The 25,174-nt window shown below is 72.1% G+C and carries 23 protein-coding genes and 2 tRNA genes; 18 read left to right on the top strand and 7 right to left on the bottom strand.

Features of this window, described 5'->3' with window-relative positions:
* Entirely contained in the window at nucleotides 1-939 is a 939-nt protein-coding gene (locus tag AOM06_RS06965; RefSeq protein ID WP_062304019.1) for a prenyltransferase/squalene oxidase repeat-containing protein, read from the bottom strand.
* Nucleotides 936-1,973 carry a heparan-alpha-glucosaminide N-acetyltransferase domain-containing protein gene (locus tag AOM06_RS06960; RefSeq protein ID WP_062304018.1) on the bottom strand — a complete coding sequence of 346 codons (1,038 nt, stop codon included), beginning with the start codon at nucleotides 1,971-1,973 and terminating at the stop codon, nucleotides 936-938. Before AOM06_RS06960 ends, AOM06_RS06965 begins: the two co-directional genes overlap by 4 nt.
* A gap of 74 nt (nucleotides 1,974-2,047) precedes the next feature.
* Between AOM06_RS06960 and AOM06_RS06955 the strand changes: the two genes are divergently transcribed.
* The 3 genes from AOM06_RS06955 to AOM06_RS06945 are packed head-to-tail and all read left to right on the top strand — an operon-like array spanning nucleotide 2,048 to nucleotide 5,101.
* On the top strand, nucleotides 2,048-2,830 hold the full coding sequence (locus AOM06_RS06955; protein WP_062304017.1) for a fumarylacetoacetate hydrolase family protein: 783 nt from the start codon (nucleotides 2,048-2,050) through the stop codon (nucleotides 2,828-2,830).
* Nucleotides 2,831-2,881: 51 nt separating this feature from the next.
* Nucleotides 2,882-4,363, top strand: a complete 1,482-nt coding sequence (gene gltX / locus AOM06_RS06950) for a glutamate--tRNA ligase (RefSeq protein WP_062304016.1) — start codon at nucleotides 2,882-2,884, stop codon at nucleotides 4,361-4,363.
* 12 nt (nucleotides 4,364-4,375) lie between these two features.
* On the top strand, nucleotides 4,376-5,101 hold the full coding sequence (locus AOM06_RS06945; RefSeq protein WP_062304015.1) for an HAD family hydrolase: 726 nt from the start codon (nucleotides 4,376-4,378) through the stop codon (nucleotides 5,099-5,101).
* Nucleotides 5,102-5,104: 3 nt separating this feature from the next.
* On the opposite strand, the gene AOM06_RS06940 is transcribed toward AOM06_RS06945, so the two are convergent.
* Nucleotides 5,105-5,725 carry a TetR/AcrR family transcriptional regulator gene (locus tag AOM06_RS06940; RefSeq protein WP_062304014.1) on the bottom strand — a complete coding sequence of 207 codons (621 nt, stop codon included), beginning with the start codon at nucleotides 5,723-5,725 and terminating at the stop codon, nucleotides 5,105-5,107.
* Nucleotides 5,726-5,859: 134 nt separating this feature from the next.
* Here AOM06_RS06940 and AOM06_RS06935 point away from each other — a divergent pair, with 134 nt between their 5' ends.
* The 7 genes from AOM06_RS06935 to AOM06_RS06905 are packed head-to-tail and all read left to right on the top strand — an operon-like array spanning nucleotide 5,860 to nucleotide 13,698.
* A complete protein-coding gene (locus tag AOM06_RS06935) occupies nucleotides 5,860-6,552 on the top strand; it encodes a tyrosine-protein phosphatase (RefSeq protein ID WP_169747733.1) in 693 nt (230 codons plus the stop codon).
* Nucleotides 6,553-6,591: 39 nt separating this feature from the next.
* The gene (locus AOM06_RS06930; protein WP_062304012.1) at nucleotides 6,592-8,163 is read left to right on the top strand and encodes an ABC transporter substrate-binding protein; all 1,572 of its coding nucleotides are present in this window, start codon (nucleotides 6,592-6,594) and stop codon (nucleotides 8,161-8,163) included.
* Nucleotides 8,160-9,113 carry an ABC transporter permease gene (locus AOM06_RS06925; RefSeq protein WP_062304011.1) on the top strand — a complete coding sequence of 318 codons (954 nt, stop codon included), beginning with the start codon at nucleotides 8,160-8,162 and terminating at the stop codon, nucleotides 9,111-9,113. The genes AOM06_RS06930 and AOM06_RS06925 overlap by 4 nt, the downstream gene beginning before the upstream one ends.
* Nucleotides 9,097-9,957: an ABC transporter permease gene (locus AOM06_RS06920; protein ID WP_062304010.1), complete on the top strand. Its 861-nt coding sequence runs from the start codon at nucleotides 9,097-9,099 to the stop codon at nucleotides 9,955-9,957. Before AOM06_RS06925 ends, AOM06_RS06920 begins: the two co-directional genes overlap by 17 nt.
* Complete coding sequence (locus tag AOM06_RS06915; protein WP_062304009.1) at nucleotides 9,954-10,961, top strand: ABC transporter ATP-binding protein; 1,008 nt, start codon at nucleotides 9,954-9,956, stop codon at nucleotides 10,959-10,961. The genes AOM06_RS06920 and AOM06_RS06915 overlap by 4 nt, the downstream gene beginning before the upstream one ends.
* Complete coding sequence (locus AOM06_RS06910) at nucleotides 10,958-11,983, top strand: ABC transporter ATP-binding protein (protein ID WP_062304008.1); 1,026 nt, start codon at nucleotides 10,958-10,960, stop codon at nucleotides 11,981-11,983. The genes AOM06_RS06915 and AOM06_RS06910 overlap by 4 nt, the downstream gene beginning before the upstream one ends.
* A complete protein-coding gene (locus tag AOM06_RS06905) occupies nucleotides 11,980-13,698 on the top strand; it encodes a glycoside hydrolase family 3 N-terminal domain-containing protein (RefSeq protein ID WP_062304007.1) in 1,719 nt (572 codons plus the stop codon). The genes AOM06_RS06910 and AOM06_RS06905 overlap by 4 nt, the downstream gene beginning before the upstream one ends.
* Before the next feature lie 63 nt (nucleotides 13,699-13,761).
* Here AOM06_RS06905 and AOM06_RS06900 read toward each other — a convergent pair whose 3' ends face one another.
* Nucleotides 13,762-14,388 carry an NADPH-dependent F420 reductase gene (locus AOM06_RS06900; protein ID WP_062304006.1) on the bottom strand — a complete coding sequence of 209 codons (627 nt, stop codon included), beginning with the start codon at nucleotides 14,386-14,388 and terminating at the stop codon, nucleotides 13,762-13,764.
* A 99-nt stretch (nucleotides 14,389-14,487) separates the two neighbouring features.
* Between AOM06_RS06900 and AOM06_RS06895 the strand changes: the two genes are divergently transcribed.
* From AOM06_RS06895 to AOM06_RS06885, 3 genes are all read left to right on the top strand, one after another.
* Nucleotides 14,488-15,009 (top strand): MarR family winged helix-turn-helix transcriptional regulator, encoded by a 522-nt coding sequence (locus tag AOM06_RS06895; protein WP_062304005.1) that lies wholly within the window; start codon nucleotides 14,488-14,490, stop codon nucleotides 15,007-15,009.
* A 117-nt stretch (nucleotides 15,010-15,126) separates the two neighbouring features.
* Nucleotides 15,127-15,567 carry a hypothetical protein gene (locus AOM06_RS06890; protein WP_062304004.1) on the top strand — a complete coding sequence of 147 codons (441 nt, stop codon included), beginning with the start codon at nucleotides 15,127-15,129 and terminating at the stop codon, nucleotides 15,565-15,567.
* A 60-nt stretch (nucleotides 15,568-15,627) separates the two neighbouring features.
* A tRNA-Gln gene (locus tag AOM06_RS06885) sits at nucleotides 15,628-15,699 on the top strand.
* A gap of 55 nt (nucleotides 15,700-15,754) precedes the next feature.
* Here AOM06_RS06885 and AOM06_RS06880 read toward each other — a convergent pair.
* Together AOM06_RS06880 and AOM06_RS06875 are read right to left on the bottom strand one after the other, a co-directional pair.
* Entirely contained in the window at nucleotides 15,755-17,908 is a 2,154-nt protein-coding gene (locus tag AOM06_RS06880) for an ATP-dependent Clp protease ATP-binding subunit (protein WP_062304003.1), read from the bottom strand.
* Between the two features lie 134 nt (nucleotides 17,909-18,042).
* Nucleotides 18,043-18,957, bottom strand: a complete 915-nt coding sequence (locus tag AOM06_RS06875; RefSeq protein ID WP_062304002.1) for an aminoglycoside phosphotransferase family protein — start codon at nucleotides 18,955-18,957, stop codon at nucleotides 18,043-18,045.
* Nucleotides 18,958-19,141: 184 nt separating this feature from the next.
* Here AOM06_RS06875 and AOM06_RS06870 point away from each other — a divergent pair.
* The 5 genes from AOM06_RS06870 to AOM06_RS06850 all read left to right on the top strand — a co-directional run bounded on the left by AOM06_RS06870 (nucleotide 19,142) and on the right by AOM06_RS06850 (nucleotide 22,884).
* A tRNA-Glu gene (locus AOM06_RS06870) sits at nucleotides 19,142-19,214 on the top strand.
* A gap of 171 nt (nucleotides 19,215-19,385) precedes the next feature.
* The gene (locus AOM06_RS06865) at nucleotides 19,386-19,937 is read left to right on the top strand and encodes an RNA polymerase sigma factor (protein WP_062304001.1); all 552 of its coding nucleotides are present in this window, start codon (nucleotides 19,386-19,388) and stop codon (nucleotides 19,935-19,937) included.
* A gap of 47 nt (nucleotides 19,938-19,984) precedes the next feature.
* Nucleotides 19,985-21,025 carry a hypothetical protein gene (locus tag AOM06_RS06860; protein WP_062304000.1) on the top strand — a complete coding sequence of 347 codons (1,041 nt, stop codon included), beginning with the start codon at nucleotides 19,985-19,987 and terminating at the stop codon, nucleotides 21,023-21,025.
* Between the two features lie 206 nt (nucleotides 21,026-21,231).
* Nucleotides 21,232-21,795 carry an RNA polymerase sigma factor gene (locus tag AOM06_RS06855; RefSeq protein WP_062303999.1) on the top strand — a complete coding sequence of 188 codons (564 nt, stop codon included), beginning with the start codon at nucleotides 21,232-21,234 and terminating at the stop codon, nucleotides 21,793-21,795.
* A 30-nt stretch (nucleotides 21,796-21,825) separates the two neighbouring features.
* On the top strand, nucleotides 21,826-22,884 hold the full coding sequence (locus AOM06_RS06850) for a hypothetical protein (protein ID WP_062303998.1): 1,059 nt from the start codon (nucleotides 21,826-21,828) through the stop codon (nucleotides 22,882-22,884).
* Between the two features lie 198 nt (nucleotides 22,885-23,082).
* Here AOM06_RS06850 and AOM06_RS06845 read toward each other — a convergent pair whose 3' ends face one another.
* A complete protein-coding gene (locus tag AOM06_RS06845) occupies nucleotides 23,083-25,152 on the bottom strand; it encodes an acyltransferase family protein (RefSeq protein WP_062303997.1) in 2,070 nt (689 codons plus the stop codon).
* Nucleotides 25,153-25,174 lie beyond the last annotated feature (22 nt).

The following is a 25,174-nucleotide window of genomic DNA, read 5'->3' as shown; positions in this document are numbered from 1 at the left end:
CTACGCCTGCCCCTCCCACCACCGCAGCACGCGCGATGCGCGCAGCGTGTTCCATCGGCTGGGGCGTCCGTCGCCGTCCTCCATCACGAACGGCACAGCGCCGCGGTGCGTGTTCTCGAGCGGCCACAGGCCCGTCGCGGACTGGCGTGATCGCACCAGCGCGATCGCGTCCGCGAGCCGTGGGTCGCGCGGCGCGTCGGCGGCGCGCAGATGGTCGAGCGCGCGCAGCACGTCGTAGTGCCAGTACGGGGGGAACGAGAAGCGCTGGTAGGCGGGGTCCACCACGGCGCCCGAGCGCCGACCGCGCATGAGCGAGCGCACCAGCAGGTACTCGCGGGCGTCGTCGACGGCCTCGAGCGCGGCGGGGTCGAGGCCACGCGCGCGATGCTGTGCCTCCAGCGCCTCGAGCGCGAGCAGCGTCGAGTGGAAGCTCGAGCGCGTCGACAGCGACGGGGGATCGCAGTTCCACCCGCCGTCGGCCCGGTGGTCCGCGACGAGCCGCGCGGTCGGGCCCGCCATGTCATGCCCGAGGTACGCGCCCACGAGGATGGTCGTGGCGAGCGTGCAGGCCTCGTCCTCGCCGTCGAGGAACGCCGCGTCGTTGTCCTCCCACCGCACGGAGGCGAAGGCGCGCTCCGCGGCCGCGCGCAGGGGGCGGGCATCGGGGTCGGCGCCCAGGAGCGTGAGCAGCACCAGCACGTGCGCGGTCGAGGTCCATGGCTGGCCGTCGTCCGGGTCGCGGTCGCCCGCAGGGAACCATGCCCCGCCGGCCCACGAGCCGTCGGGCTCCTGCAGCGCGAGGAGGCGTGCGCCCCATCCCTCGTGCGCCACCCGGGCCCGCTCGGCCGCGACCTCCTCCGGATCCGCGCCCAGGAGGTCGCGCATCGTCTGCCAGCGGATCGCGGGGTCTCCCGCCATGAGCCAGTCGAGGACGCTCATCGCGAGCCAGCCTCGGCGGGGAGGCCACGCGTGGCGGCGTCTCCCGCGGCGTTCGAGACGCGCGTGAGGCCCCGCTCGAGCGGCCCCTGGCCCTGCCAGCGGCGCCACGCCCACGCGGTCGCGAGCAGCACGGCCTCGAGGACGATGAGCGCGACGTTCGAGGGCTCGTAGACCATCTCGCTGCCGACGGCCGCGATGATGAGCAGATGCAGCACGTAGCCTGAGAGCGCCATCGAGCCGAGCGCCTCGACCGGGCTGAGCACGGCGCGCATGCGCGGCGTGAGCCAGCACGCCCCGCCGATCACGGCGAGCGCGACCGCGGAGTTGGCGGTCATCTCGAGCGGCGTGTACGTGTGCGCGCCCAGCCCCGTCACGGGACCGTCTCCTGCGACGATGCGGATCGCGAGGGACGCGCCTAGCCCGACGGATCCCATGCCGACGAGGAGCCCCTGGACCCGCGCCTCGCGCAGCGCCATGCGTCCCACCGCGAGCCCCAGCAACGCGTACCCGATCCACGACAGGGCGGGGTAGTGGTAGCTCCATAGCCGGCCGACCACCGGGGCGTCGTACCACCAGCCCTCGGGCTGGACCGCGGCGACCAGCACCCGTCCCACCGCGAAGGCCGTCGCCGCGCCCGCGAGGAGAACCCAGGAGGGCGCACGCAGCAGCGGGACGGCCATGAGCATGATGAGGCCCAGGTTCACCAGGACGATGTCGACACCGGTGGAGAGCTGCGACACGAGCAGCCCGAGCACCACGAGGACGCCCGCGCGGGCCGCGATGCGGGCACGCGTGCGCCGCACGGCCCGCGCATCGTCCCTGCCGCCCGCGCCCGCGAGCATGATCGACATCGTCACGCCGGTGAGCACCGCGAAGAGCGCCGAGGGGCGGCCGTGCGCGAGCACGAGCCACGCCCAGCCGTCGGCGTCTGCGCCGCGCGTGCCGTCGTCGCCCACATGCGCCGCGACCATGCCGAGCACGGCGAGGCCGCGCGCGACGTCGAGCCCGACGATGCGCCCCGCGGCCTGTCCCATGCGGCCCATCGTAGGCAGGGGCAGGGGAAGGGACCCAGCAGGCGCGACATCCGCGAACGACTAGGCTGGAGCCCATGCGTATCGCCCGTTTCACCACCGGATCAGAGCCCCAGTACGCGATCGTCGACGGGGAGGCGGGCAACGAGGAGCTCGTGGTCCTCACCGGCGACCCCATGTACACGCCGGGCTCCGTCACCGGCGAGCGGATCAAGCTCACCGACGACGTCCGCCTGCTCGCTCCCGTCATCCCGCGCTCGAAGATCGTGTGCCTGGGCCGCAACTACGCGGAGCACGCGAAGGAGCTCGGCAACGAGGTCGACGACCTCCCGCTGCTGTTCCTCAAGCCCAACACGGCCGTGGTGGGTCCCGACGACCCGATCGTGCTGCCGCACTACGCCGAGGACGTCCAGCTCGAGGCCGAGCTCGCGATCGTGATCTCGCGCGTGTGCAAGGACGTCAGCCCCGAGAACGCCGAGCAGTACATCTACGGCTACACGTGCGCCAACGACGTGACCGCGCGCGACGTCCAGCGCCAGGAGAAGCAGTGGTTCCGCGCCAAGGGCTTCGACACGTCGCTGCCGCTCGGCCCCTGGATCGAGACGGAGCTCGCGCACGACGACGTCCGCGTGTACGGCCGCATCAACGGCGAGACCGTGCAGGAGGGCCACTCGGCGGACATGATCACGGACGTCGCGACCGTGGTGTCGCTCGTGTCCGAGGTCACCACGCTGCTGCCCGGCGACGTCATCCTCACCGGCACCCCCGCGGGCGTCACCACCCTGAACCACGGCGACGTGGTCGAGGTCGAGGTCGAGGACCTCGGCGTCCTGCGCAACCCCGTCATCCGGCGCGGCTGACGCGCGCCGCCCCAACCCACCCCCGCATCGTCTCGTTCCAAGGAAGTACTCATGAGCAAGGTCCGCGTCCGCTTCTCCCCGTCGCCCACCGGCCTGCCCCACGTGGGCATGGTCCGCACGGCGCTGTTCAACTGGGCCTACGCCCGCCACACCGGCGGCGACATGGTCTTCCGCATCGAGGACACCGATGCCGAGCGCGACTCGCAGGAGAGCTACGAGATGCTCCTCGACGCGATGAGCTGGATGGGGATCGACTACGACGAGGGCCCGGACAAGCCCGGCCCGTACGGTCCCTATCGCCAGTCCGAGCGCCACGACCTGCACGCGCAGGTGGTGGAGAAGCTGGTCGAGGGCGGCTACGCCTACGAGTCCTTCTCGACGCCCGCCGAGATCGAGGAGCGTCACAAGGCCGCGGGCCGCTCGCCGCAGCTGGGCTACGACGGCTTCGACCGCGACCTCACCGAGGAGCAGAAGGCCGCCTACCGCGCGGAGGGCCGCGAGCCCGTGCTGCGCATGCGCATGCCCGACGAGGACATCGTCGTCGAGGACCTCATCCGCGGCACCGTGACCTTCCCCGCGGGCACCGTGCCGGACTACGTCATCGTCCGCGCGAACGGCATCCCGCTGTACACGCTGGTCAACCCGGTCGACGACGCGCTGATGAAGATCACGCACGTGCTGCGCGGCGAGGACCTGCTGTCCTCGACCCCGCGGCAGATCGTGCTGTGGCGAGCGATGGTGGACCTGGGCATCGCCGACGCGGTGCCGGCGTACGCGCACATGCCCATGGTGCTCGGCGAGGGCACCAAGAAGCTGTCCAAGCGCGACCCCGAGTCGAACCTGTTCCACCACCGCGAGCGCGGCTTCCTGCCCGAGGGGCTGCTCAACTACCTCGCGCTGCTGGGCTGGAGCATCGCGCCCGACCGCGACGTGTTCACGGTCAAGGAGATGATCGAGGCGTTCGACATCGCGGACGTCAACCCCAACCCGGCCCGCTTCGACCTCAAGAAGGCCGAGGCCATCAACGCCGAGCACATGCGCATGCTGCCCACGGGAGAGTTCGCGGTGCGCGTGCTGCCGTACCTGCACGCCGCCGGCTACATCTCGTCGGCCGAGGTCTCGGGGCTGTCGCCGAACGAGGAGCAGATCCTCGCCGAGGCGATCCCGCTCGTACAGACCCGCATGACGCTGCTGGGCGAGGCTCCGGGCATGCTCGGCTTCCTTTTCATCGACGATGCGGCCGTGGTGGTCGAGGACGCCGCGCGCGCCAAGCTGCCGGAGAACGCCGCGGAGATCCTGGACGCCTCCATCGAGGTGCTCGAGGGGCTCGAGGACTTCGGCCCTGAGGCGCAGCAGGAGGCGCTCAAGGCGAGGCTCGTCGACGAGATGGGCATCAAGCCGCGCTTCGCCTTCGGCCCGCTGCGCGTCGCGGTCACCGGCCGCCTGGTGTCGCCGCCGCTGTTCGAGTCGATGGAGATCCTGGGCAAGGACCACGCGCTCGCCCGGCTGCGCAACCTGCGCGCGACCATCTGAGGCGCCCTCCGCATGATCAGGGGCGTCCTCTTCGACGTCGACGACACGCTCGTCGACACCCGCGGGGCGTTCCGGCACGCGCTCGCATCGGTCGCAGCCGAGTACCTGGGCGACGTCGACCATGGTGAGCTGCTGCGGGTGTGGCGGGAGGACGTGGGCGGCTGGTACCGCGCCCACACGCGCGGCGAGGTGAGCTATCGCGAGCAGCGTCATCGGCGCGCGAACGCTCTTCATGAGGAGTTCGGCGGGCCGATGCTCGACGACGCAGGCTACGACGCCTGGAACGCCGGGTTCGAGCGCGCCTTCCGGGCCGGCTGGCTGGCGCATGAGGACGCGGCGGGTGCGCTGGACGTCCTGGACGAGGCGGGCATCCCGTTCGGTGCGCTGTCCAACGCCGCGCATGCCTATCAGACCGAGAAGCTGGCCGCGGCGGGGCTCGCGCGGGTGCCGATGCTCGTCGGCGTCGACACGCTCGGCTTCGGCAAGCCGGACCCGCGGGTGTACGCGCTCGCGTGCGAGCGCCTGGGGCTCGCGCCGGCGGAGGTCGCCTACGTGGGCGACGAGTTCGATGTGGACGCCCAGGCTGCGGTCGCCGCGGGTCTCGCGGTAGGGGTATGGATCGAGCGACCGGGCGCGCATTCGCGCGACCTCGAGGGGCTGTGCGGGGACGGCGTGCCGCGCGACGGGCTCGTGCGGATCACGACGCTCGAGGGCCTTCCGGGGGCGCTCGGGCTGTAGGCGTCAGCGCTCGGCGTTCGCCTCGTAGTCCGCGGCGAGCCCGGCCATCGCGTGCGCCCATCCCTCGAAGAGGTCCGCGGCGAGAGGCGTCCCCGAGTAGCCCGAGAGCATGATGGACCGCACCACGGCCGCGGCCAGCTCGGCCTTGAGGAACGCGTCGTCGTCGCCGTCGAGGCGGGAGAGCGCCGCGCGGCGGATGTCCTCCGCGAGCTCCTCCGTGGTCTCGACGGCGAAGCGCCTGACGGCGGGCGTGTCCATGAGCCTCGCGCGCAGTGCGCGTCGCTCGAGGCGCTCGGGATCGTGGTCGCTCATCATCGGGTCGAGCAGCGCGTGGCGCAGGGCGGTGAGCACGTCGACGTCCGCGGGTGCCTCGAGGAACGCCTTGACGACCATCGGGTGCGCGATCCGCGAGAACAGCACCGCCTCCTTGGTGCGGAAGTAGCGGTGCACCGTGCGCGGCGAGACGCCGGCGCGGTCGGCGATCTGCTCGATGGTCGTGTCGGCGAGGCCCTGGGCGGCGATGAGGTCGGTCCCCGCCTTCTGGATCGCGACGTACGCCAAGTACTTCTTGCGGTCGCGCAGGGACGTCGCCTGGGGGTCGATCTCAGTGCTTGCGCTGGTCATACGCCATTCTTTCCTCATACCGACGTAGCAGGGCGAACGCCGCGAAGCGAGTTCACCATCCCGTCATCCAAGGTTCGCCCGTTGTTGGCAGTCATGTCAATTGGCAGTCATGTCACTTCGCCATATTCATGGCCATGCACCACGAACCCGCCCTGACCTGGGCCTTCAACGCAAGGCCGATCGTGACGATCGGCGACAAGCGCATCTACCGTTCCGCCGCCCCCGAGTTCCGGGCCCCCGAGCTCGCCGCGCCGCCCGCGGGGATCTGCTGGATCGACCTTCGCAGCGCGCATGAGCGCATCGATGCCGCATGGCTGGGCGACGGCTGGACCCGTGTGCACATCGACCTGGTTCCCGGCGCTGCCGCGGTGAAGCCCGGCACCCGTGCGTACGAGATCGCCGAGATCGACTTCGGCGCGATGTACGTCCAGATGGTCGAGCGCGCACAGGCGGGCTTCGCCCGCGTCATCACCGCGATCGCGGAGGCCGACGGCGATGTGCTCGTCGCATGCGCCGGCGGCCGCGACCGCACGGGGCTGGTGTCCGCGATGCTGCGCGAGCTCGCCGGCCACCCGCGAACGGAGATCCTCGAGGACTACCGGCGCACGAACGACCAGGGAGCCGGGCTGTCGGACGCGATGGTCGCGGCCGGCCTCATCTCGGCCGAGCTGGTCGCCCGTATGCCGTTCGACGTCAGGACCGAGGACCTCGCGCTCGCGCTCGACGCCATTGACGCCAAGGGCGGCGTGCGCCGCTACCTCGAGGGCGGCGGCGTGAGCCCCGAGACCCTCGACGCCCTTGCGATGCCGACCGTCTCCACCTGCTAGCAGCCCACCTCAGCGGTACTCACCAGAAAAGGAACCAGGATGCCCTCCACCCTCAAGCTCGTCGGTCTCGGCGCGCTCACCGCGAGCCTCGCGTTCACCGCGGCGGCATGCGCGCCGTCCGACTCCGCCGACCCCGCCGGATCGGCCTCGACCGACACGACCGCCGCGGCTGAGGTCGCGACGCCTGTCGACGGCGGCACCATCGTCTACGGCCTCGACCGCGACATCACCTCGCTCGACCCGGCCTCGGGCGCGATCTCCTCGCAGACGGTCCAGTCCGTCGCGAACTCGATCTTCGACGCGCTCATGCAGTACGACGAGTCCGGCGAGCTGGTGCCCTTCCTCGCCGTGTCCTTCGAGCCGGCGGACGAGACCTCCACCGAGTGGCTGCTCACGCTGCGCGACGGCGTCACCTTCTCCGACGGCAGCGTCCTCGACGCGGCGGCGGTCATCGCCCACGTTACCCGCGCGGGAACGGAGGAGACCTCGGCCTCGCGCGCGACGGTCGCGACCATCGCCAGCATGGAGGAGGTCTCCGCGACCGAGGTCCGCTTCACGCTCGTCGCGCCCAACGCGTCGTTCTCGCAGTACTTCACGCGCGACCTGGGGCAGATCGCGTCGACCACCGCGACCGACGAGTTCGGCTTCCCGCTCGGCACCGGCCCCTACGTCACCACCGAGTACTCGGCCGGCACCGGGATCACGATGACGAAGCGCGAGGACTACTGGGGCGAGGCCGCTCACGCGGACACCATCGAGTTCCAGATCCTCCCCGACGCCGACTCGCGCTACCAGTCGCTCGTCTCGGGCGCCGTCGACGCCATCTGGTCGGAGGTCCCGAGCCAGTTCACCGGCGCCGAGGCGGACGGCCTCGCCACCTCGACCGGAAACTCGGCCACCTCGTTCGGCCTGTTCAACTCGTACGTCGCGCCGTTCGACTCGGTCGAGGCCCGTCAGGCGGTCGCGCTCGCGATCGACCCGCAGGCGCTGCTCGCCGTCGCGAACGACGGCACGGGTGCGGTCGCGACGAGCGTGCTCCAGAGCACCTCGGGCTACGACATCACCGACCCGCAGCCGGCGTACGACCCTGAGGCCGCGAAGGCCATCGTCGACGAGATCGGCGGCTTCGAGTTCGCGTACCTCACCGACGGTCGCGGCGAGGCCGCCGCCCGCGCCGCCGCGATGCAGCAGATGCTCGCCGAGGTGGGCATCACCATGACCATCCAGTCCTCCGACATGGCCACGTGGGGCGCGGCGCTGTACTCCGGCGAGTACCAGATGCTCGACTTCACCACCTCGCTGTTCGGCAACATCGACACCAACCTGTCGATGCTCGTGGGTACCGGCGGCCTCGCGAACTTCATGGGCTACTCGAACGAGGATGTCGACGCGATGCTCGCCGAGCTCGCCGGCGAGACCGACCACGATGCCCGTGGCGTGCTCCTCAACTCGGTCGCGGCCGCGGTGTGGGATGACGCCCCGATCGTGATGTACACGGAGAACCTCGCGGGCGTGATCTACAACCCCGAGACCCTCCAGGGCGTCGAGGACTTCACCAACCGCCCGCAGGTGTCCATCCAGACCCGTCTGATGTGGCACGCGGCGGAATGATCCGCTTCATAGCGCGGCGGGGAGTCAGGGCGCTCGGCGTCCTGCTCCTCGTCGCGGTTCTCGCGATGTCGATGCCGTTGATGCTCCCCGGCTCGCCTGCGATGGCCGCGCTCGGCCTCGAGGCGACCGACGAGGAGATCGCCGCGTTCAACGACAGGTACAACCTGGGCGCGGATCCGCTCACGCGCCTGTGGAACTGGCTCGACGGCCTGCTCCACGGTGATCTGGGCACGTCGATCATCACCGATGCGGCCGTCACGGGCCAGCTCGCGGAGCGGCTGCCCGTGACGCTCGAGCTCGTCGCGGTCTCGCTGGTGCTCGCGCTCGTCATCTCGCTGCCCGTGGCGCTGCGCTCCGCGTGGCGCCCCGGCTCCATCCTCGACCGGGTGTCCCAGGCGCTCGCGTTCGTGCTGCTGTCCATGCCCGGCTTCGTGCTCGGCATGCTGCTGATCTACGTGTTCGCCGTGGTGCTCCGCGTGCTGCCGGCCACCGGCTGGGTGCCGTTCTCCGAGGATCCGCTGGGCCACCTCACCCACCTGATCCTTCCGGTGACCACGATGGCGCTCGCCGAGGCCGCGGTCTACCTGCGGGCGCTGCGGGCCGACGCCGACGACGTGCTCGAGAGCACCTACATCCACGCGGCCCAGGCGCGCGGGATGAAGCCCACGCGTCTGCTGCTCACCCGGGCGCTGCGCCCGGCCTCGCTGCCGCTGGTGACGCTGGTCGGCCTCAACCTCGGCATGGCACTCGGCGGCACGCTCGTCGTCGAGACGATGTACGCCATCCCTGGGATGGGCCGCTACGTCTCGACCGCCATCGGCCAGCGCGACTACCCGGTCATCGAGAGCACCACGATCATCCTGGCTGCCGCCATGGTGACCGCGACGCTGCTCGTCGACCTGAGCTACCGACTCATCGACCCGAGGATCGCCCATGACGCTCGCACCTGAGGTTGATCGCGGCGTGCTCGCCGCGGTCCGCGCCACCCGCCGGAGGCGTCGGATCGACACGGTGGCGACGGCGGCATCCGCCGGCTGGCTGATCCTGCTGGCCGTCCTGACGCTCGTGTCGATCGCCACCCCGCTTCTCGACCCGTACTACCAGGACTTCCTTGGCGCCAAGCTCGAGCCGAGCCTCGCCCACCCCTTCGGCACGGACGGCAACGGCCGCGACGTGTTCGCGCGCACCGTCGCGGGCGCGCAGAACTCGCTCGTGGTCGCCGTCATCACGCTGGGCGTCGGCGCCGTCGGAGGCACGCTCATCGGCGTCGCGGCCGGCTACTTCCGCGGCGCGCTCGACAACGTCATCGGATTCCTCATCGACGCCGTGCTCGCGATCCCCGCGCTGCTGCTCATCATCACCATCGTGAGCTTCCGGGGGCCGTCCATCACCAGCATCGGCACCACCATCGGCCTGCTCATGATCCCCGCCTTCGCCCGCGTCACGCGCTCCATCGCGCTGACCGTGCGGGAGCGCGACTACGTCAAGGCGGCCGTGCTCATCGACACCCCGACCCCGCGGATCCTCGTGCGCGCGGTGCTCCCGGCCGTCGCGCCGGCGCTCGTCTCGTACGCCTTCACGGCGATGACCGCCGCGATCGTCGCCGAGGGCTCGCTCAGCTTCCTCGGCTACGGGCTCGCGGCACCCGCGCCGTCCTGGGGCGGCATCATCGCCGAGGGCCGCTCCGATCTCGCCACGGCACCGTGGATCACCCTTGCTCCCGCGCTCGCGCTCGCCGCGACTGTCATGGCGATCACGACGATCGGGGAGCGCGCGAAGGAGAGGTACTCATGACCGCCACCGCAACGGAGGCGCCCGTCCTCGAGGTCGAGGATCTCGAGGTCGACTTCATCTCGGGCGACAAGGTCACCTACGTCCTCGAAGGGGTCTCGCTCGAGGTCCGCCGGGGCGAGGCGATCGGAATCGTCGGCGAGTCGGGCTCCGGCAAGTCCGTGCTCGCGCGCACCATCCTCGGGATCCGCCCGCGCGGCACGGTGGTCGATATCCGCGGCGCCGTGCGCGTCTCGGGCAAGGACCAGCTCGCGGCCTCGGACGGCGAGATCCGCTCGCGCGCCGGCTCGCTCGCGTCGATGATCTACCAGGACCCGATGCGTTCGCTCAACCCGACCGTGCGCGTGTGGAAGCAGATCGTCGAGGCGGTCACCAACCGTCGGCGGGTGCCCGCGAAGGACGCGCAGGCGCATGCGGTCGACCTGCTCCGCCAGGTGGGCGTGCCCGACCCCGAGGCGCGTGCGATGGCGTACCCGGGGGAGTTCTCGGGCGGCATGCTCCAGCGCGTCGGCATCGCGGCGGCCATCGCCGCGCACCCTGACGTGCTCCTGGCGGACGAGCCCACCACGGCGCTCGATGTCACCGTGCAGCGTCGCGTCCTCGACCTCCTCGAGCAGGTCCGTGCGGAGTCAGGCATGGGCCTCGTGCTCGTCACGCACGACCTGGGCCTGCTCGCGGACCGCACCGACCGAACGGTCGTCATGTACGCCGGACGGGTCATGGAGACCGGGCCGACCTCCATCGTCGCCTCGACGCCCGCGCACCCGTACACGAAGGGGCTCCTCGCCGCGATCCCGCGCCTGACCGGCCCCGTCCAGCGCGAGCTGCCCGCGATCGGCGGCAGCCTGCCGCCGCTCAGCGCCCCGCGCGCCGGATGCCCGTTCGCCGCGCGCTGTCCCGTGGCGCAGGACCGCTGCGCGACCCAACGACCCCCGGCCGTGGCCGTCGCCGACGGCCACACCGCCCACTGCTGGGCGGTCGCCGACGAGCAGGAGGCCACCAAGTGACCGAGGCAACCACCCCCGCGGATGAGACCCCCGTGCTCGAGGTGCGCGACCTCGAGGTGCGCTTCACCTCGGGCCGCTCGACCGTCTACGCGGTCAACGACGTCAGCTTCGCCATGCGGGCTGGCGAGACGCTCGCCCTCGTGGGCGAGTCAGGGTCCGGGAAGTCGACCATCGCGAAGGCCGTCGTGGGCCTCGTCGGACCCGAGGCAGGGGAGGTGCTGCTTCGCGGCGAGGCCCAGGCCGGCGACCGCACGGCGCGCGACCGGGCGACCTGCGGCGACGTCCAGATGGTGTTCCAGAACCCTGTGGGCTCGCTCAACCCGTTCATGACCGTGGAGGCGAACGTCGCGGAGCCGCTGCGCAATCGCGGCGTCGCGAAGGAGGAGCGGCGCATGCGCGTGCGGGAGCTCCTCACCATGGTGGGTCTCGACGCCGACACGCTCGGCCCGCGCAAGCCCGGGGAGATCTCGGGCGGTCAGGCGCAGCGCGTCTCGATCGCGCGAGCGCTCGCGAGCGAGCCCGCGGTGCTGATCGCCGACGAGGCCGTGTCCGCGCTCGACGTGTCGGTGCAGGCGACGGTGCTCAACGTGCTGCGCCGCGTGGTAGACGAGCAGGACGTGGCGATGCTGTTCATCTCCCACGACCTCGCGGTGGTCCGCAACGTCAGCGACACCGTCGCGGTGCTCCACATGGGGCAGCTGTGCGAGATCGGCCCGACCGAGGACGTGCTCGCCGCGCCCGCGCACCACTACACGGCGGCGCTGCGCGCGGCCGTGCCCGAGCCCGGCGTGCCCCTGGGTGATCCGGGCATGACCGACGCGGACCCGCCCTCGCCCCGCATCAGGCCCGCCGGATGCTCGTTCCGCGACCGCTGCCTCGCCGCGACCGACCTGTGCGGCGCCGAGCGGCCGCCGCTCACGATCGCCGGGCCGGGACGCGGCGTGGCCTGCCATCACCCCCTCGGAGGCGCGGCTCGCACCGCCGAGCCCGTCGACGTCGCCATCGAAGGAGTTCTCGCATGACCACCGACCTCGCCGCCGCACCGTACTCGCTCACCCCCCAGCAGCAGGCCTGGGTGCGCGCGCGCGTCGCGGCCATGCCTCTCGAGGCGAAGGTGGGCCAGCTCTTCGTCGCCCACACCGAGCTGGACGACGAGTCCGTCGCGCTGGTCGAGCGCTACCAGTTCGCGGGCGTGCGTCCCGGCAGCGGCACGGCCGACGAGGTCGCGGCATTCGTCGATCGGCTCAACGGAGTCTCGGACGTCCCGCTGCTCGTCGGCGCGAACCTCGAGTTCGGCGGCGACGGCGCCGCGAAGGACGGCACCCTCATCGGCGCCCCGCTCCAGTGCGTCGCCACCGGCGATCCGGTCACGGCCGAGGACCTGGGGCGCGTGTGCGCCCGCGAGGGTCTCGCGGCGGCCACGAACTGGGCCTTCGCTCCCGTCGCGGACATCCATGTCAACTGGCGCAACGCCGTCGCGTCGCACCGCGCATTCGGCGACACGGCGGCGGACGTCGCCGAGTACGCCGCCGCGTACCACCGGGGCGCGGCCGAGGGCGCGGCCGGTCTCGGCTTCGCGACCTGCGCCAAGCACTTCCCGGGCGACGGCGTCGACGAGCGCGATCAGCACGTCGTCGCGACGGTCAACACGCTCGATGCGGGGGAGTGGCGCGGCACGTTCGGCCGTGTGTACGGCTCGCTGATCGAGGCGGGCGTGCCCACCGTGATGATCGGGCACATCGCGCTGCCCGCGCTCACGCGCGAGCTGCTCGGCGACGACGCGCGGGTCCGCCCGGCGACGCTCGCGCCGGAGATCACCACGACGCTGCTGCGCGAGGAGCTCGGGTTCAACGGGGTCGCCGTCACCGATGCCACGCACATGGTCGGCTTCACGAGCCAGGGCAGGCGGGCGGACCTGCTCGTCGACTCGGTGGTCGCGGGCTGCGACCTGCTGCTGTTCCTGCGGGACGCGGAGGCGGACGTCGCGGCCGTCCTCGCCGGCGCGCAGGACGGGCGCATCTCGCCCACGCGCGTCGATGAGGCCGTGACGCGTGTGCTCGCGCTCAAGGTGTCGATGGGGCTGTGCGGTCCCGGGGCCGTGCCGCAGGAGCGGCCCGAGGTCGACCGTGCCGCGCATCGTGCCATCGGCGCGGACGTGGCGCGCCGCTCGGCGACGCTCGTCCTCGACAAGGGTGTGCTCCCGCTGCGCCCCGAGACGCACCGCCGGATCCGGCTCGTCGTCAACTCCGAGCTCGCGAGCAACCCGGAGTTCCCCATCCCCGTGGAGCACCTGCCGATCGCGCGGTGGATGGCGGCGGAGCTCGCGGCCGCGGGCTTCGAGGTCTCGTTCCCCGGGAAGCTGCCGCCGGTCCGCAGCCTCGGCGACTACATGAGGGTGATCGCCGAGGGCAACGTGGCGGCCGAGGGCGAGTTCGACGCCGCCGTGGTGGTCGCGCACTACGTCGGTGCCGGGGCGCAGTCGACGGTGTCGCGGCTGCGCTGGCCGATGGCCATGGGCCCGGCGGCGCCGTGGTGGGCGGGCCAGGTGCCCACGGTGCTCGTCTCCTTCGGCGTGCCGACGCACCTGGCCGATGCTCCGATGGTGGGCGCGCTGGTCAACTGCTACACCCCGAGCGAGGCGGCGGTCCGCGCCGCGGTGGACGGCATCGTGGGAGCGGAGCCGTTCCTCGGCACCGCGAACGCCAACGCGAGGTGCGGTCTTACCGAGGTGCTGTAGCACGGGCGACGCCCCCGCATCCCTGGACGGGGTGCGGGGGCGTCGTGCTGCTGCGGGGTGGGCTCAGCCGCGCGGCGCGAGCGCGCCGGTCCAGGCGAGCTTCTCCTGGACGGCGAGCACGAGCTGGGTGAAGCCGATGGCCTCGAGCTCGCGGGCGCGCTTGAGGCCGCCCACCGCGAGGCCGCGCAGGCCCGCGGCCTCGACCAGAGCGATCAGCGCGTCGCGCGCGGACTCGTCGTCGCCCGCCACGAGCACAGTGGTCGGCGCGCCGTCCACGGTGCCGGCGGCGAGGGTTGCCGCGAAGTTGGTGTTGAAGGCCTTGAGCACGCGCGCGCCGGGGACCGCACCCGCGAGCTCGGCGGTCGCCGAGGAGTCCGCCGGGACCACGAGCGCATCGAAGGTCGAGAAGTCGAGCGGGTTGGTGGTCTCGACGACGATGCGGCCGTCGAGCTGGGCGCCGTAGGCCGCCGCGAGCTCGGCGAGAGCGGGGTAGGGGACGGCGAGCACGACGATCTCGCCCGTGATCGCGTCGCCCACGACGCCGGCGGTCGCGCCGACCTCGGCGGCCACGGCTGCGGTCTTGTCATGGTCGCGGCCCAGCAGCTGCACGCTTGCGCCTGCCTGGGTCGCGAGACGCGCGACGGCCGAGCCGATGTTGCCGGTGCCGATGACGGTGACGGTGGTGGTCATGGTGTGCTCCTTCCCGCCGATGCGGCGGATCGTTTGGTTGCCTCGTTAACCAACATAGCGGTACTTGGTTGCCGTGGCAAGTAACGCTAAGATGGCGGCATGACCACGCGCGTGCCCCGCATGAACGACGCCGAGTCGCGGGCATGGCTCGCGCTCGTCGGTACCTCGCAGCTGCTGCCGGCGGCCCTCGACGCGCAGCTCCAGGCGGACTCCGGCATCACGCACTTCGAGTTCATGGCGCTGAGCGCGCTCAACACCGCGCCGGAGCTGACCCTGCGCACGAGCGACCTCGCGGTGCGCACCTATGCCACGCTCCCGCGGCTGTCGAAGGTGGTGTCGCGCATGGAGGCGCGCGGGCTCGTCGAGCGAGTGCCGTGCCCGGGCGACGCGCGCGCGTCGAACATCCGGCTCACGCGCGATGGCCGCAAGGCGCTGCTCCTGGCGCTGCCGGGCCACCTGGCGCTCGTGCGTGCCGAGGTCATCGGCCGGCTGAGCGAGCCCCAGCTCGAGGCGCTCGCCGAGGCGCTCGAACCGGTGCTCGAGGCGCTCGCCGACGATCCGCGCTTCCCGTGGGCGCGAGGAGGTGCGCGCCGGGCCGAGACCGACGCGACGGCGGGGTAGCGCCGCGCCGTCGCGTCACGATCCGGTGACCTACCTGCCCGATCGCAACGCTCAGGGCGTACCGTGAGCGCATGACGAGGCTCGTCGGGGTGGTGGTGCTCGATGAGATCGCGCGCGTTGACCCGTAGCGCCGCCGCCGCGTGCGCCGTCGCGGTGCTCGCGGGTTGCGGCGGCGATGCGGTCGACACGAACCCGCTGGGATACCTGGCACGCCAGGACGAGCCTGGCTACGTCCCCGGCGCGCGGCTCGAGGTGAGCGGCACGATCGTCGCGCTCGAGAACGGGTGCCTCATGCTCGACCGCGATCGGGACGGTGCGGGCGTGCCGTGGATCGTGTGGCCGCCGGGCACCGTCCCCGGCGACGGCGGTGGCGCGGATATCGACGGAGTCGACTTCGGCCCCGGAGATGCGGTGACGGGGGCGGGAACGGTCGCGGTGCTCGCCGATCTGCCGGGCGGCAACGACGACGACACGTACTTCGGCGCGCAGGGCCACTACTGTGGTGCGGACTCGGCCGGGGTGATGGTCCTCGACTCGCTCCGACACGCGGCCGGATGAGGCGATTTGGGTTCTGCGGCGGAGTCGGGTAGAGTTGTTCTCCGTTCCGCTGGAACGCAGTGGGCTATGGTGTAACTGGCAGCACGACGGTTTCTGGTTCCGTTAGTTGAGGTTCGAATCCTTGTAGCCCAGCCTTAAGACGAGAGGCCCCGCCTGATGGCGGGGCCTCTCGCTTTGTCCGGGGCCGTCAGGAGACGGTGAGCGTCACGGCGCTCCCGTCCCACCCCGCGGTCACGTGGTCCCCCTCGCGGACCCGTCCGTCCACGATCTCCTTCGCGAGCGCGTTGAGCAGCCGCGTCTGGATGAGCCGCTTGAGCGGGCGCGCTCCGAACGCGGGGTCGAACCCGTCCCGCGCGAGCGAGGCGCGCAGCGCATCGTCCACCGTGAGGACGATGTCCTTCGCCTCGGCCAGGCGCGCGACGTTCTTCGCGAGCTCGGTCCCGACGATGCCCTCCATCGCGGCAGGGTCGATGCGGTCGAAGACCACCACGTCGTCGAGCCGGTTGAGGAACTCAGGCCGGAAGGCGCGCCGTAGCACCTCCTGCAGCGAGGCCTCGAGCGCCGCCCGGTCCTCGCCGTCCCATGCGAGCACGATGTCCGAGCCGAGGTTCGACGTCATCACGATGATGGTGTTGGTGAAGTTGACGGTCCGCCCGCGGCCGTCGGTGAGGCGGCCGTCGTCGAGCACCTGGAGCAGGACGTTCCAGACGTCGGGGTGGGCCTTCTCGACCTCGTCGAACAGGACGATGCTGTACGGACGCCGGCGCACGGCCTCCGTGAGCTGGCCGCCCTGGTCGTAGCCCACGTAGCCCGGGGGCGAGCCGATGAGCCGGCTCACCGCATGGGACTCCATGTACTCGGACATGTCGATGCGGATCATGGCGCGCTCGTCGTCGAAGAGCTGCTCCGCGAGGGCGCGTGCGAGCTCGGTCTTGCCCACGCCCGTGGGGCCGAGGAACAGGAACGAGCCGATGGGGCGGTTCGCGTCCGAGATCCCGGCGCGGGCGCGACGGATCGCGTCCGCGACGCTCGCGATGGCACGATGCTGGCCCACCACGCGCTCGTGGAGCCGGTCCTCGAGGTGCCCGAGCTTGCTCGACTCGTCCGTGAGCAGCTTCTCGACCGGCACGCCGGTCCACTTCGCGACCACGCCTGCGATGTCCTCGCCGGTGACCTCCTCGCGGAGCATGCGCTCCTCCGCGGGGATGGCGTCGAGCTCGGCGCGCGCCGTCGCGATCTCCTTCTCCGCGGCCGGCATCTCGCCGTAGCGGATGCGGCCTGCGCGCTCGAGCTCGCCGTAGCGCTCGGCGCGGTCGAGGTCGCCGCGCAGGCTCTCGAGGCGCTCGGTGGCGGCCGAGACTCGCACGATGAGGTCCTTCTCGCGGGCCCAGCGCATGTTGAGGCGGTCCGAGTCCTCGCGCAGGCGCGCGATCTCCGCGTCGATCTCCTCGCGGCGCTGCTTGGCGGCCTCGTGCTTGTCCTTCGCCACCTGGGTGCGCTCGATCTCGAGCTGCATGATGCGACGCCGCGAGCGGTCGAGCTCGATCGGCATGGAGTCGAGCTGCATCTTCAGCGCGGACGTAGCCTCGTCGATGAGGTCCACGGCCTTGTCCGGCAGGAAGCGCTCCGTGATGAAGCGGTCGGAGAGCTTGGCGGACTGCACGATCGCCTCGTCGGTGATCTTCACGCCGTGGTGGACCTCGTACTTCTCCTGAAGCCCGCGCAGGATCGCGACCGTGTCCTCGATGCTCGGCTCGCCGACGTACACCGGCTGGAAGCGCCGCTCGAGCGCGCTGTCGGTCTCGACGTGCTCGCGGTACTCGTTGAGGGTCGTGGCGCCGATCATGCGCAGCCTGCCGCGCGCGAGCATGGGCTTGAGGATGTTGCCGGCGTCCACGGAGCCCTCCGCGCGCCCGGCTCCCACGATGGTGTGGAGCTCGTCGACGAACAGGATGATCCTGCCCTCCGACTCCTCCACCTCCTTGAGGATGCCCTTGAGGCGCTCCTCGAACTGGCCGCGGAAGGCCGCGCCCGCGACGAGCGAGCTCATGGCGATCTCGATGACGCGGCGGTCCTTGAGCGAGGAGGGCACGTCGCCGGCCACGATGCGCTGGGCCAGGCCCTCGACGATCGCGGTCTTGCCGACGCCGGGCTCGCCGATGAGCACGGCGTTGTTCTTGGTGCGACGCGTGAGCACCTGCATGACGCGCCGGATCTCCTCGTCGCGTCCGATGACGGGGTCGAGCGCGCCCTGCTCGGCGAGGGCCGTGAAGTCTTGGCCGAACTGCTCGAGGGCGCTCTGCTGCTCCTGCGCGTCGGGGGCGTAGGGCTGTGCGGACATGTGAACCTCCTGCTGATGCGAGCCGTGTGGCAATAGTTGAGTCGCTTCCACTCACCTTTACATAACGCGTGCGCGAGGGGCAAGAGCGCGAGGCGGCGCGGGGGAGGGGCCCGGCGCGCGGATGCTGCGCCTGCTCAGGCGGCCTCGAGAGCCTCCGCGCACGCGAGCAGCTCGGGGGAGGCCCCGTCATCGGTGAGGCCCCAGGCGAGCGCGTGGACGATGCCCCAGCCGCGTGCTCGCTCGCGTTCCACCCCGAGCTGGTCGACGTAGAGGTCGAGGCGTCGTGCGACCACGGCCCTCGGGTCGGCCGCCGCCAGCAGCGTCGGGCGCCGGTCGCGCAGCGACGAGGCGAGGTCGAATGCCCGCTCGCCCACGACCGGCTTCGGGTCGATGGCGACCCAGCGCCTGCCGTCCAGGAGCATGTTGCCGCCGTGGGCGTCCTGGTGGCAGAGCACCTGCTCGGGCTGCGACCGCGCCAGCGCGGTGGCGAGGTCCACCGCGTGGTCGATCAGGCGCCGCGGGCAGGGGTGACCGTGCCGCTCCCAGCGCTCGGGGAGCACGCGCGCCCATCGCTCCGCCTGGTCGGCCACCGTGCGGAACGGGGCCTCCTCGGGCGCAGGGCGCCACAGCTCGCGGAACACGCCCGCGGCGATGCCGAATGCGCGGTCCTCGTCGGCGATGCTCCACAGCCGGGTGCCAGGCTCGCATCGCTCCATGAGCAGGGCCCCGCGCTCGCGATCGTGAGCGAGCAGCCGCACGGCCCCGACTCCGGACCAGTGCGCCAGGGCATCGGCCTCGAGATCGCTCTCGCCGTCGAGGCGGCCGACCTTGAGCACGGCGCCGCGCCCGCCGGCGAGGGTGGCGGGGGCGACCCAGGCGACGGTGCCCGGCTCGAACGGCGGGTCGAGCGTCAGGTCCCACTCGCGGGCGCAGTCGGCGACCAGCCCCGGGAGCGACAGCAGCCAGTCGGCGCCGCCCGGCGTCGCGGCCCACCATGAGAGACCGTCGGGCACGCGGATGGCGCCCGTGGAGCCGTCTCGGGTGCTCATGTCCCCAGGCTACGGCCGCGCGGCGCGTGGGTCGTGTGCGGTGCAGGCCCCCGGGCGGTAGCATCGTCCCTGGTGCGAGGTCGACTTCGGCGACATGGCCGAGCGGATTTGGAATCCGCGCAGGGTGTGCTGTAAAGTTTTATCTCGCGCCAGCCGCCCGGTAAGGGTGACTGAAGCAGCTAGGGGCCCCGTTGTGTAGCGGCCTAGCACGCCGCCCTCTCAAGGCGGTAGCGCGGGTTCGAATCCCGTCGGGGCTACTACCAGAACCCCCTCGTCCGTCGTGGCGAGGGGGTTCTTCTGCGTCCGGGGACGCCTCCTCCCTGGTTCTACGACGTTGGAAATGTCGGGTCTGCCCAAGTTCGGATCGCCGTGTTAGCGTCGGGAACCATGCCGTGTCCTCCCGTCGCAGAGGCCGCGGGAGCCCGCGCATGACGCTCGGCCCCGCGTTCGCGGCCGTGCTCGCGGCAGCCCGCTCCGGGGAGGACTGGGCGTGGACCGCGCTCTATGCCGACCTCTCCGGCCCTGTGAGGGGCTACCTCGCTGGACGCGGATCTCCCGAGCCGGAGGACGAGGCTTCCGAGACCTTCCTGCACGTCGCGCGCGGCATCGGAGGCTTCGACGGCGACGAGCGCGACTTCCGTGCGTGGGTGTTCTCGATCGCGCACCGCCGCATGGTCGACGCGTACCGCCGCGCGAGCGTCCGCCCGGTCGCGGCGGCTGGGAGCTCGGACGAGGTCACCGCGTCGGAGGTGACCGCGAGCGCCGAGCAGCAGGCGCTGCTGCGCGACGGGCTCGACGACGCCCGTGCGCTGCTCGAGGGACTGTCCGAGGACCAGCGGCAGATCCTCCTGCTCCGGCTGGTCGGCCAGCTCTCGGTGCGCGAGACCGCGCGGGTGGTGGGGAAGTCCGAGTCGGCGGTCAAGGTGGCGCAGCATCGTGCGCTCGGGGCGCTGCGCCGAGCGCATGATCGCCAGCGCTGAGCGGAGCCCGATGTAACGGAACTGCGCGCGCATCCGATGGCAGTGCCGTGACGAGCACCACCGACGAGGACCGGGCGATCGACCGGCTGCTGCGAGGCGACGCGCCCGCGGAGCTCGCCGACCTCGGTCCCGCGGTCGCGACGCTGCGGGCGCTGGTGATCGCCCCGGAGCCGGCTCATGCCGCGCGTGTCGGTGCTGCTCTCGCCCACGTCGCCGCGGGCTCGCGCACCCCCCTCAGCCGCGAGCCCGCGGTGGCTTCGTCGCCCTGGAGCTCGCGCATCGCCTCGATGAGCGCGCTTGCGCTGCTCATCGGGGGCACCGCGGCCGGCGCGGCGGCAGCCGACCCGGCGGCGCCGGGCGATCCCCTCTACTCGATCGATCGCGCGTTCGAGCGGCTCGGGCTGCGCGACGGCGGCGCGCACGAGCGCGTCGCCGAGGCGCTGCGGCTCGACAGCAAGGGCGACTACGGCGACGCGATCGAGCACGTCGCGGAGGCCGCGGACATCGACACCGAGTCCTCCGAGGCCCTGCTCGACGCGGCGCGCGCGCTCCGCGCGGAGACCGCGGAGGCGTCGGACGAGGTCCGCCGGAGCGTCACGGACATGCTCGAGTGGATGGAGACGGCTGACTTCGCGGCTCCCGACTTCGGCACGCACGTGGCCGAGCGTGTGCGCAGCATCCCGACGACGGACGTTCCGCCCCGGGAGCCCGTGATCGACGCCCGGGACGCGGGCGCGGAGAAGGACGCCGGCGGAACAGCCCGGATGGGCGCCGCCCCGCAGGACTCCTCCGCGGCCTCCGCGGGTGAGGGCGCGGTGGTGAGCGACGGCGGGTCGTGGTCGTGGTCGGGGGACCGCGGCGGCGATGCCGCGCCGGCCTCGTGGTCGGGAGACCGCTGGTCGGACGGGGGCCAGGCCACGCAGGACTGGTCGGGCAGGTCCGCGTCGGGTTCGCAGGACTCCTGGCAGATGGATTCGGCCGGCGATGGCGCGTGCGGCGTCAGCGCTGGCACCGAAGATGTCGGCGCATCCCCCATGCCCGACAAGCAGAGCGGCTCCGAGCAGGCGTTTTCCCCAAAGCGGCCGTAGGAGCTCACCGCTCCGGCGCCCCGAACCTCACGGTTCGGGGCGCTGTCCTGCCTGTTCAACCCGGGTGGTGGGCTGCCGGCGCGGCCTCCGACGGGCGCGCGATACGCGGTTGCGTCCGGTTTGCGTCGCGATGCGGCGCGCGTGCTAGCGTCTCCGGCCATGTCCCCTCACGCTCGGCTCGACAACGACTTCGGCGGTTCCCTCGCATGACGCTCGGACCGGCATTCGACACGACCCTCGCGGCGGCCCGGATCGGCGAGCAATGGGCGTGGACCGCGCTGTACCGCGAGCTCGCGGGACCCGTCCGCGGCTACCTCGCGGCACGACGGTCGCCGTCCCCGGAGGACGAGGCGGCTGACACGTTCCTCGACGTCGCACGAGGCCTCCACCGATTCGAGGGCGATGAGTCTGACCTGCGTGCGTGGGTCTTCGCCATCGCGCATCGGCGCATGGTGGACGCGGTGCGCAGGGCCGGGCGTCGGCCCGAGGTCCCCGTGCGAGACGAGTCGCTGGCGCAGGGGTGGCACGATGTGCTTCCCAGCGCCGAGTATCAGGCGGTGCTGCGCCTCCAGAGCGAGGGCGTCGAGCGGCTGCTCGCGGGCCTGTCCGAGCGCCAGCGGGACGTGCTGCTCCTTCGCGTGGTCGCGGGCCTGTCCGGCGCGGAGACTGCGGCCGCGCTCGGCATCACGAACGCCGCCGTGCGGGTGACCCAGCATCGGGCGATCGCCGCGCTGCGCCGATCCCTGACCTCGATCGATGCATCGGCGTAACGGCGAAGCGCCTCCCGTCGATATGAGGGCATGACGCATGATGAGAACTCAGACCAGACGGCCCGCGACCTCGACCGGTTGATCGCCGGCAAGGACTCCGCGAGCCTGGCCGACCTCACCGCTCCGCTCGGCGAGCTGCGCGCGCTCAACGTCGCGCCCGCCGCGGAGGACGCCGACCGCGTGGGCGCCGTGCTGGCGAGCGCCGCGGCAGATGTCGCCACCGACGGCGCGCAGGCCGCGCGCCCCGCACCGCGTCGCACGATGCGTCTCCGGGCCGCGATCGCGGGTGGCGCGGCCCTCGTGGTCGCGGCGCTTGTCGGCGGCACCGCTGCGGCCGATGAGTCCGCGCCGGGAGATGTGCTCTACGGCCTCGACCGAGCGCTCGAGCGCATCGGTTGGGGTGACGGCGGCATGGACGAGCGCCTCGCCGAGGCTGTGCGCGTGGTCGACGAGGGCGATGACGAGGGCGCGCTCGCGCTCGTTGACGAGATCGTCGCCGACGTGCTCTCCGCCGACGAGATCGCCGCCGCCGACGAGGAGCTGGACGCTGAGGACGAGGCCGAGGGTGGCGAGGCGTCCGAGGTCTCTGGGGGCGATGTCCTCGCGGAGGGTCCGGGCGCCTCGGACGAGGTCCACGAGTGCCTTCGCGACATCATCGACTGGATGGCGACGACCGACGCCGAGGGTCGCGACTTCGGCCAGGGCGTGGCGGACCGCTACCGGGACCTCCGACACTCGTGGTTCGCGCATCGTGACGTCGAGCGTCGGCACGACAAGGTGAGCGCGGCCGAGCCCACCGAAGAGTCCGACGTGAAGGTCCCCGAGCTTGCGACGGTGGACGAGGACGCCGTTGTCCCGGCGCCCGATCGTACGTCGAAGCCCCAGCAGTCCGAGCGCCCCGAGGTCGCCGAGAAGACTGAGGCGGATGACCCGGAGCGCCGCATCGACCGCGACCGGTCCGACGAGCGGACCACCGATGGGTTCGACGCGCCGTCCCGTGAGCGCGGGGCGGACCGTGGCTCGGACGGTGAGCGCGGGGCCCGCGGTTCCGGCACCACAACGCGGACGGCGGCCACCGGCGGTCGTTGATCCCGACCTGGCACGAGACGACGGCGGGGCCCTGCGCGAGGCGGCGCGGGGCCCCGCCGTCGTTGTGTCCCGGCGTGGGCCCGTCGCGCCTGCACGTGTGCTCGCGCGCACCGTCGCGCGCGCAACTGCGTGCCCGCCTGCTCGAGGCCGTGCGGCCGTCGGGGGAGGGCACGCAGCAGCGCGCCCTTCGAGGGCCGCTTAGGAGTGGGCCGTGAGGAACTCCGCAGGGACACGTGCGTCGAGCACCGGGGCGAGGGTGCGCGACCACGTGGCCGTCATGTGCCCGTCGCGGTCGCCGTAGACGATCGCGCCAGCGACCACGGCGTGGCAGGTCCCGTCCCAGCAGTACGCGTCATCGAGATCGACCGCCTGCACCTGCGAAGAGTCGAAGGCGTCCGCGGCCTCGACCAGCGGGTCGAACCTTAGGGCCTCCGCCTCGGCGTTGGTGCATGCGTCGTCCCAGGGCTCGGCTGTCTGTGCGAGGCAAGCGAGCGTGTCGCCGCTCGGCGCCGGGAGATCCTTGACCGCGAGCACGCGCGCGCCGCTGTCGACCACGGTCGTCCACTTGTCGACGAAGCCGGCGGTGGCCTCGGCATGAGTGCCCTGGTTCTTGGCCGAGGCCCACTGGCTCGTGATGACGAGGTCGAAGCCGTCGTCGGCGATCATCGCGTCGACCGAGTCGTTCCACGTCGCGCAGGCCTGCCCGGCCGCGGCGTCCTTGGTCGTGCGGATGTGGTCCGAGTACGGGCATCCAGTCTTGTAGGCGAGCGTGAGCGTCCAGTCGTGCTCGTCGGCGAGAGCCGCGCCCATGGGGAAGAGGTGGCGGGCGTGGGAGTCGCCGACGAGGAGGACCTTCGCGCCGCTGCCGTCGCCGCCGACATGCTCGCAGGTGATCAGCCTCGTGCCCTTGCGGCTCGGCGAGCCGCAGTCCGCATCCGCGTATGCCGTGCCCCAGTCATCGGGCGCGACCTCGAGTGCTGGCACGACGTCGTCTGGGGTCTGGCCCGCGCACTCGGGGTCCGTGACGCCTTCCGCTCCGCGGCACGCGTTCGCTGCTGAGGACGCGTCCTCGAGCTGCTCGAGCTGCTCGAGTCCCGCCTCGCGAGCCTGCGCGTCGCGGTGCTGGACCACGAACGGGGCAGCCACGACGATCGCCATGCCGATCGCCATCGCGATCATCGCACGCGCCGTGGTCTCGAGCCCTGGCACCTTTCCGTCGAGCACGGGGCGCTCGACCCATCGGTACGACGCGTACGCGAGCACGAACGATGCGGCCAGGATCGACAGCGTGACCGGCTTGGACGTCGCATCGTCGACCACGAAGGGCGCAAGCGCGATGAGCGGCCAGTGCCAGAGGTAGAGCGAGTAGGACCAGTCGCCGATGCGCTGGACCGGTCGGAGGCTCACGAGCGCGCGCGGCGCGATACGGCCCGCGGGGTCTCCCGCCGCGAGGATGAGCGCCGTGCCGACGACGGGGATCAGTGTCATGGGGCCGGGGTGCAGCGTCGTGGAGGTGAACGCGACGAAGGAGAGCGCGATGAGCGCCCACCCGGCCCATGCGGTGGCGGTCGCCGCAGGCGCGGGCATCTCCAGGCCCGGCACGCGACCGCCGCGCAGCGCGACGTAGGCGGCGAGCATCGCTCCGATCGCGAACTCCCAGATGCGGCCCGTGGTGATGAAGAAGGAGGGCGTCGGGTCCGTGACAGCGGCGTACCAGCCGTAGGCGAACGATGCGATGAAGGCGATGCTCGCGAGCACGAGGGTGGTGCCCGCGACCGAGTAACGCGCACGGCGGCGCAGCACGGCTCCGGCCGCGAGGAGCACGAGCGGCCACACGACGTAAAACTGCTCTTCGACCGAGAGGGTCCAGAAGTGCTGCACGAGCGACGGCGGTGCCGTCGCGGAGAGATAGTCGACGCTCGAGGCGGCGAGGTGCCAGTTCTGCACGTAGAACGCACTGGCGACCACATCCGTGAGGAAGCCGTCGCGAACCGTCACCGGGACGAACAGGATCGTGAGGATCCCCGCGACCAGGAGCGTGAGAAGCGATGCGGGCATGAGGCGCCGGATGCGGCGTGCCCAGAACGCGAACGGCGCGCGGGTCCCGCGCGCCAGGTCTCGGATCAGGTGCGCGGTGATGAGGTAGCCGGAGACTACGAAGAACACGTCGACGCCGACGTACCCGCCGGTGAGTCGGTGGGGCCACAGGTGGTAGACGACCACCGCGAGGATCGCCGCGGCACGCAGCGCCTGGATCTCGGGGCGCATGACGGTGCCTTCTTGCGCGCGT

Source organism: Demequina subtropica (assembly GCF_000971235.1).
Classification (GTDB): domain Bacteria; phylum Actinomycetota; class Actinomycetes; order Actinomycetales; family Demequinaceae; genus Demequina; species Demequina subtropica.
Note: the sequence above shows the minus strand (reverse complement) of the source record. Positions and strands in the feature narration are given on the sequence as shown.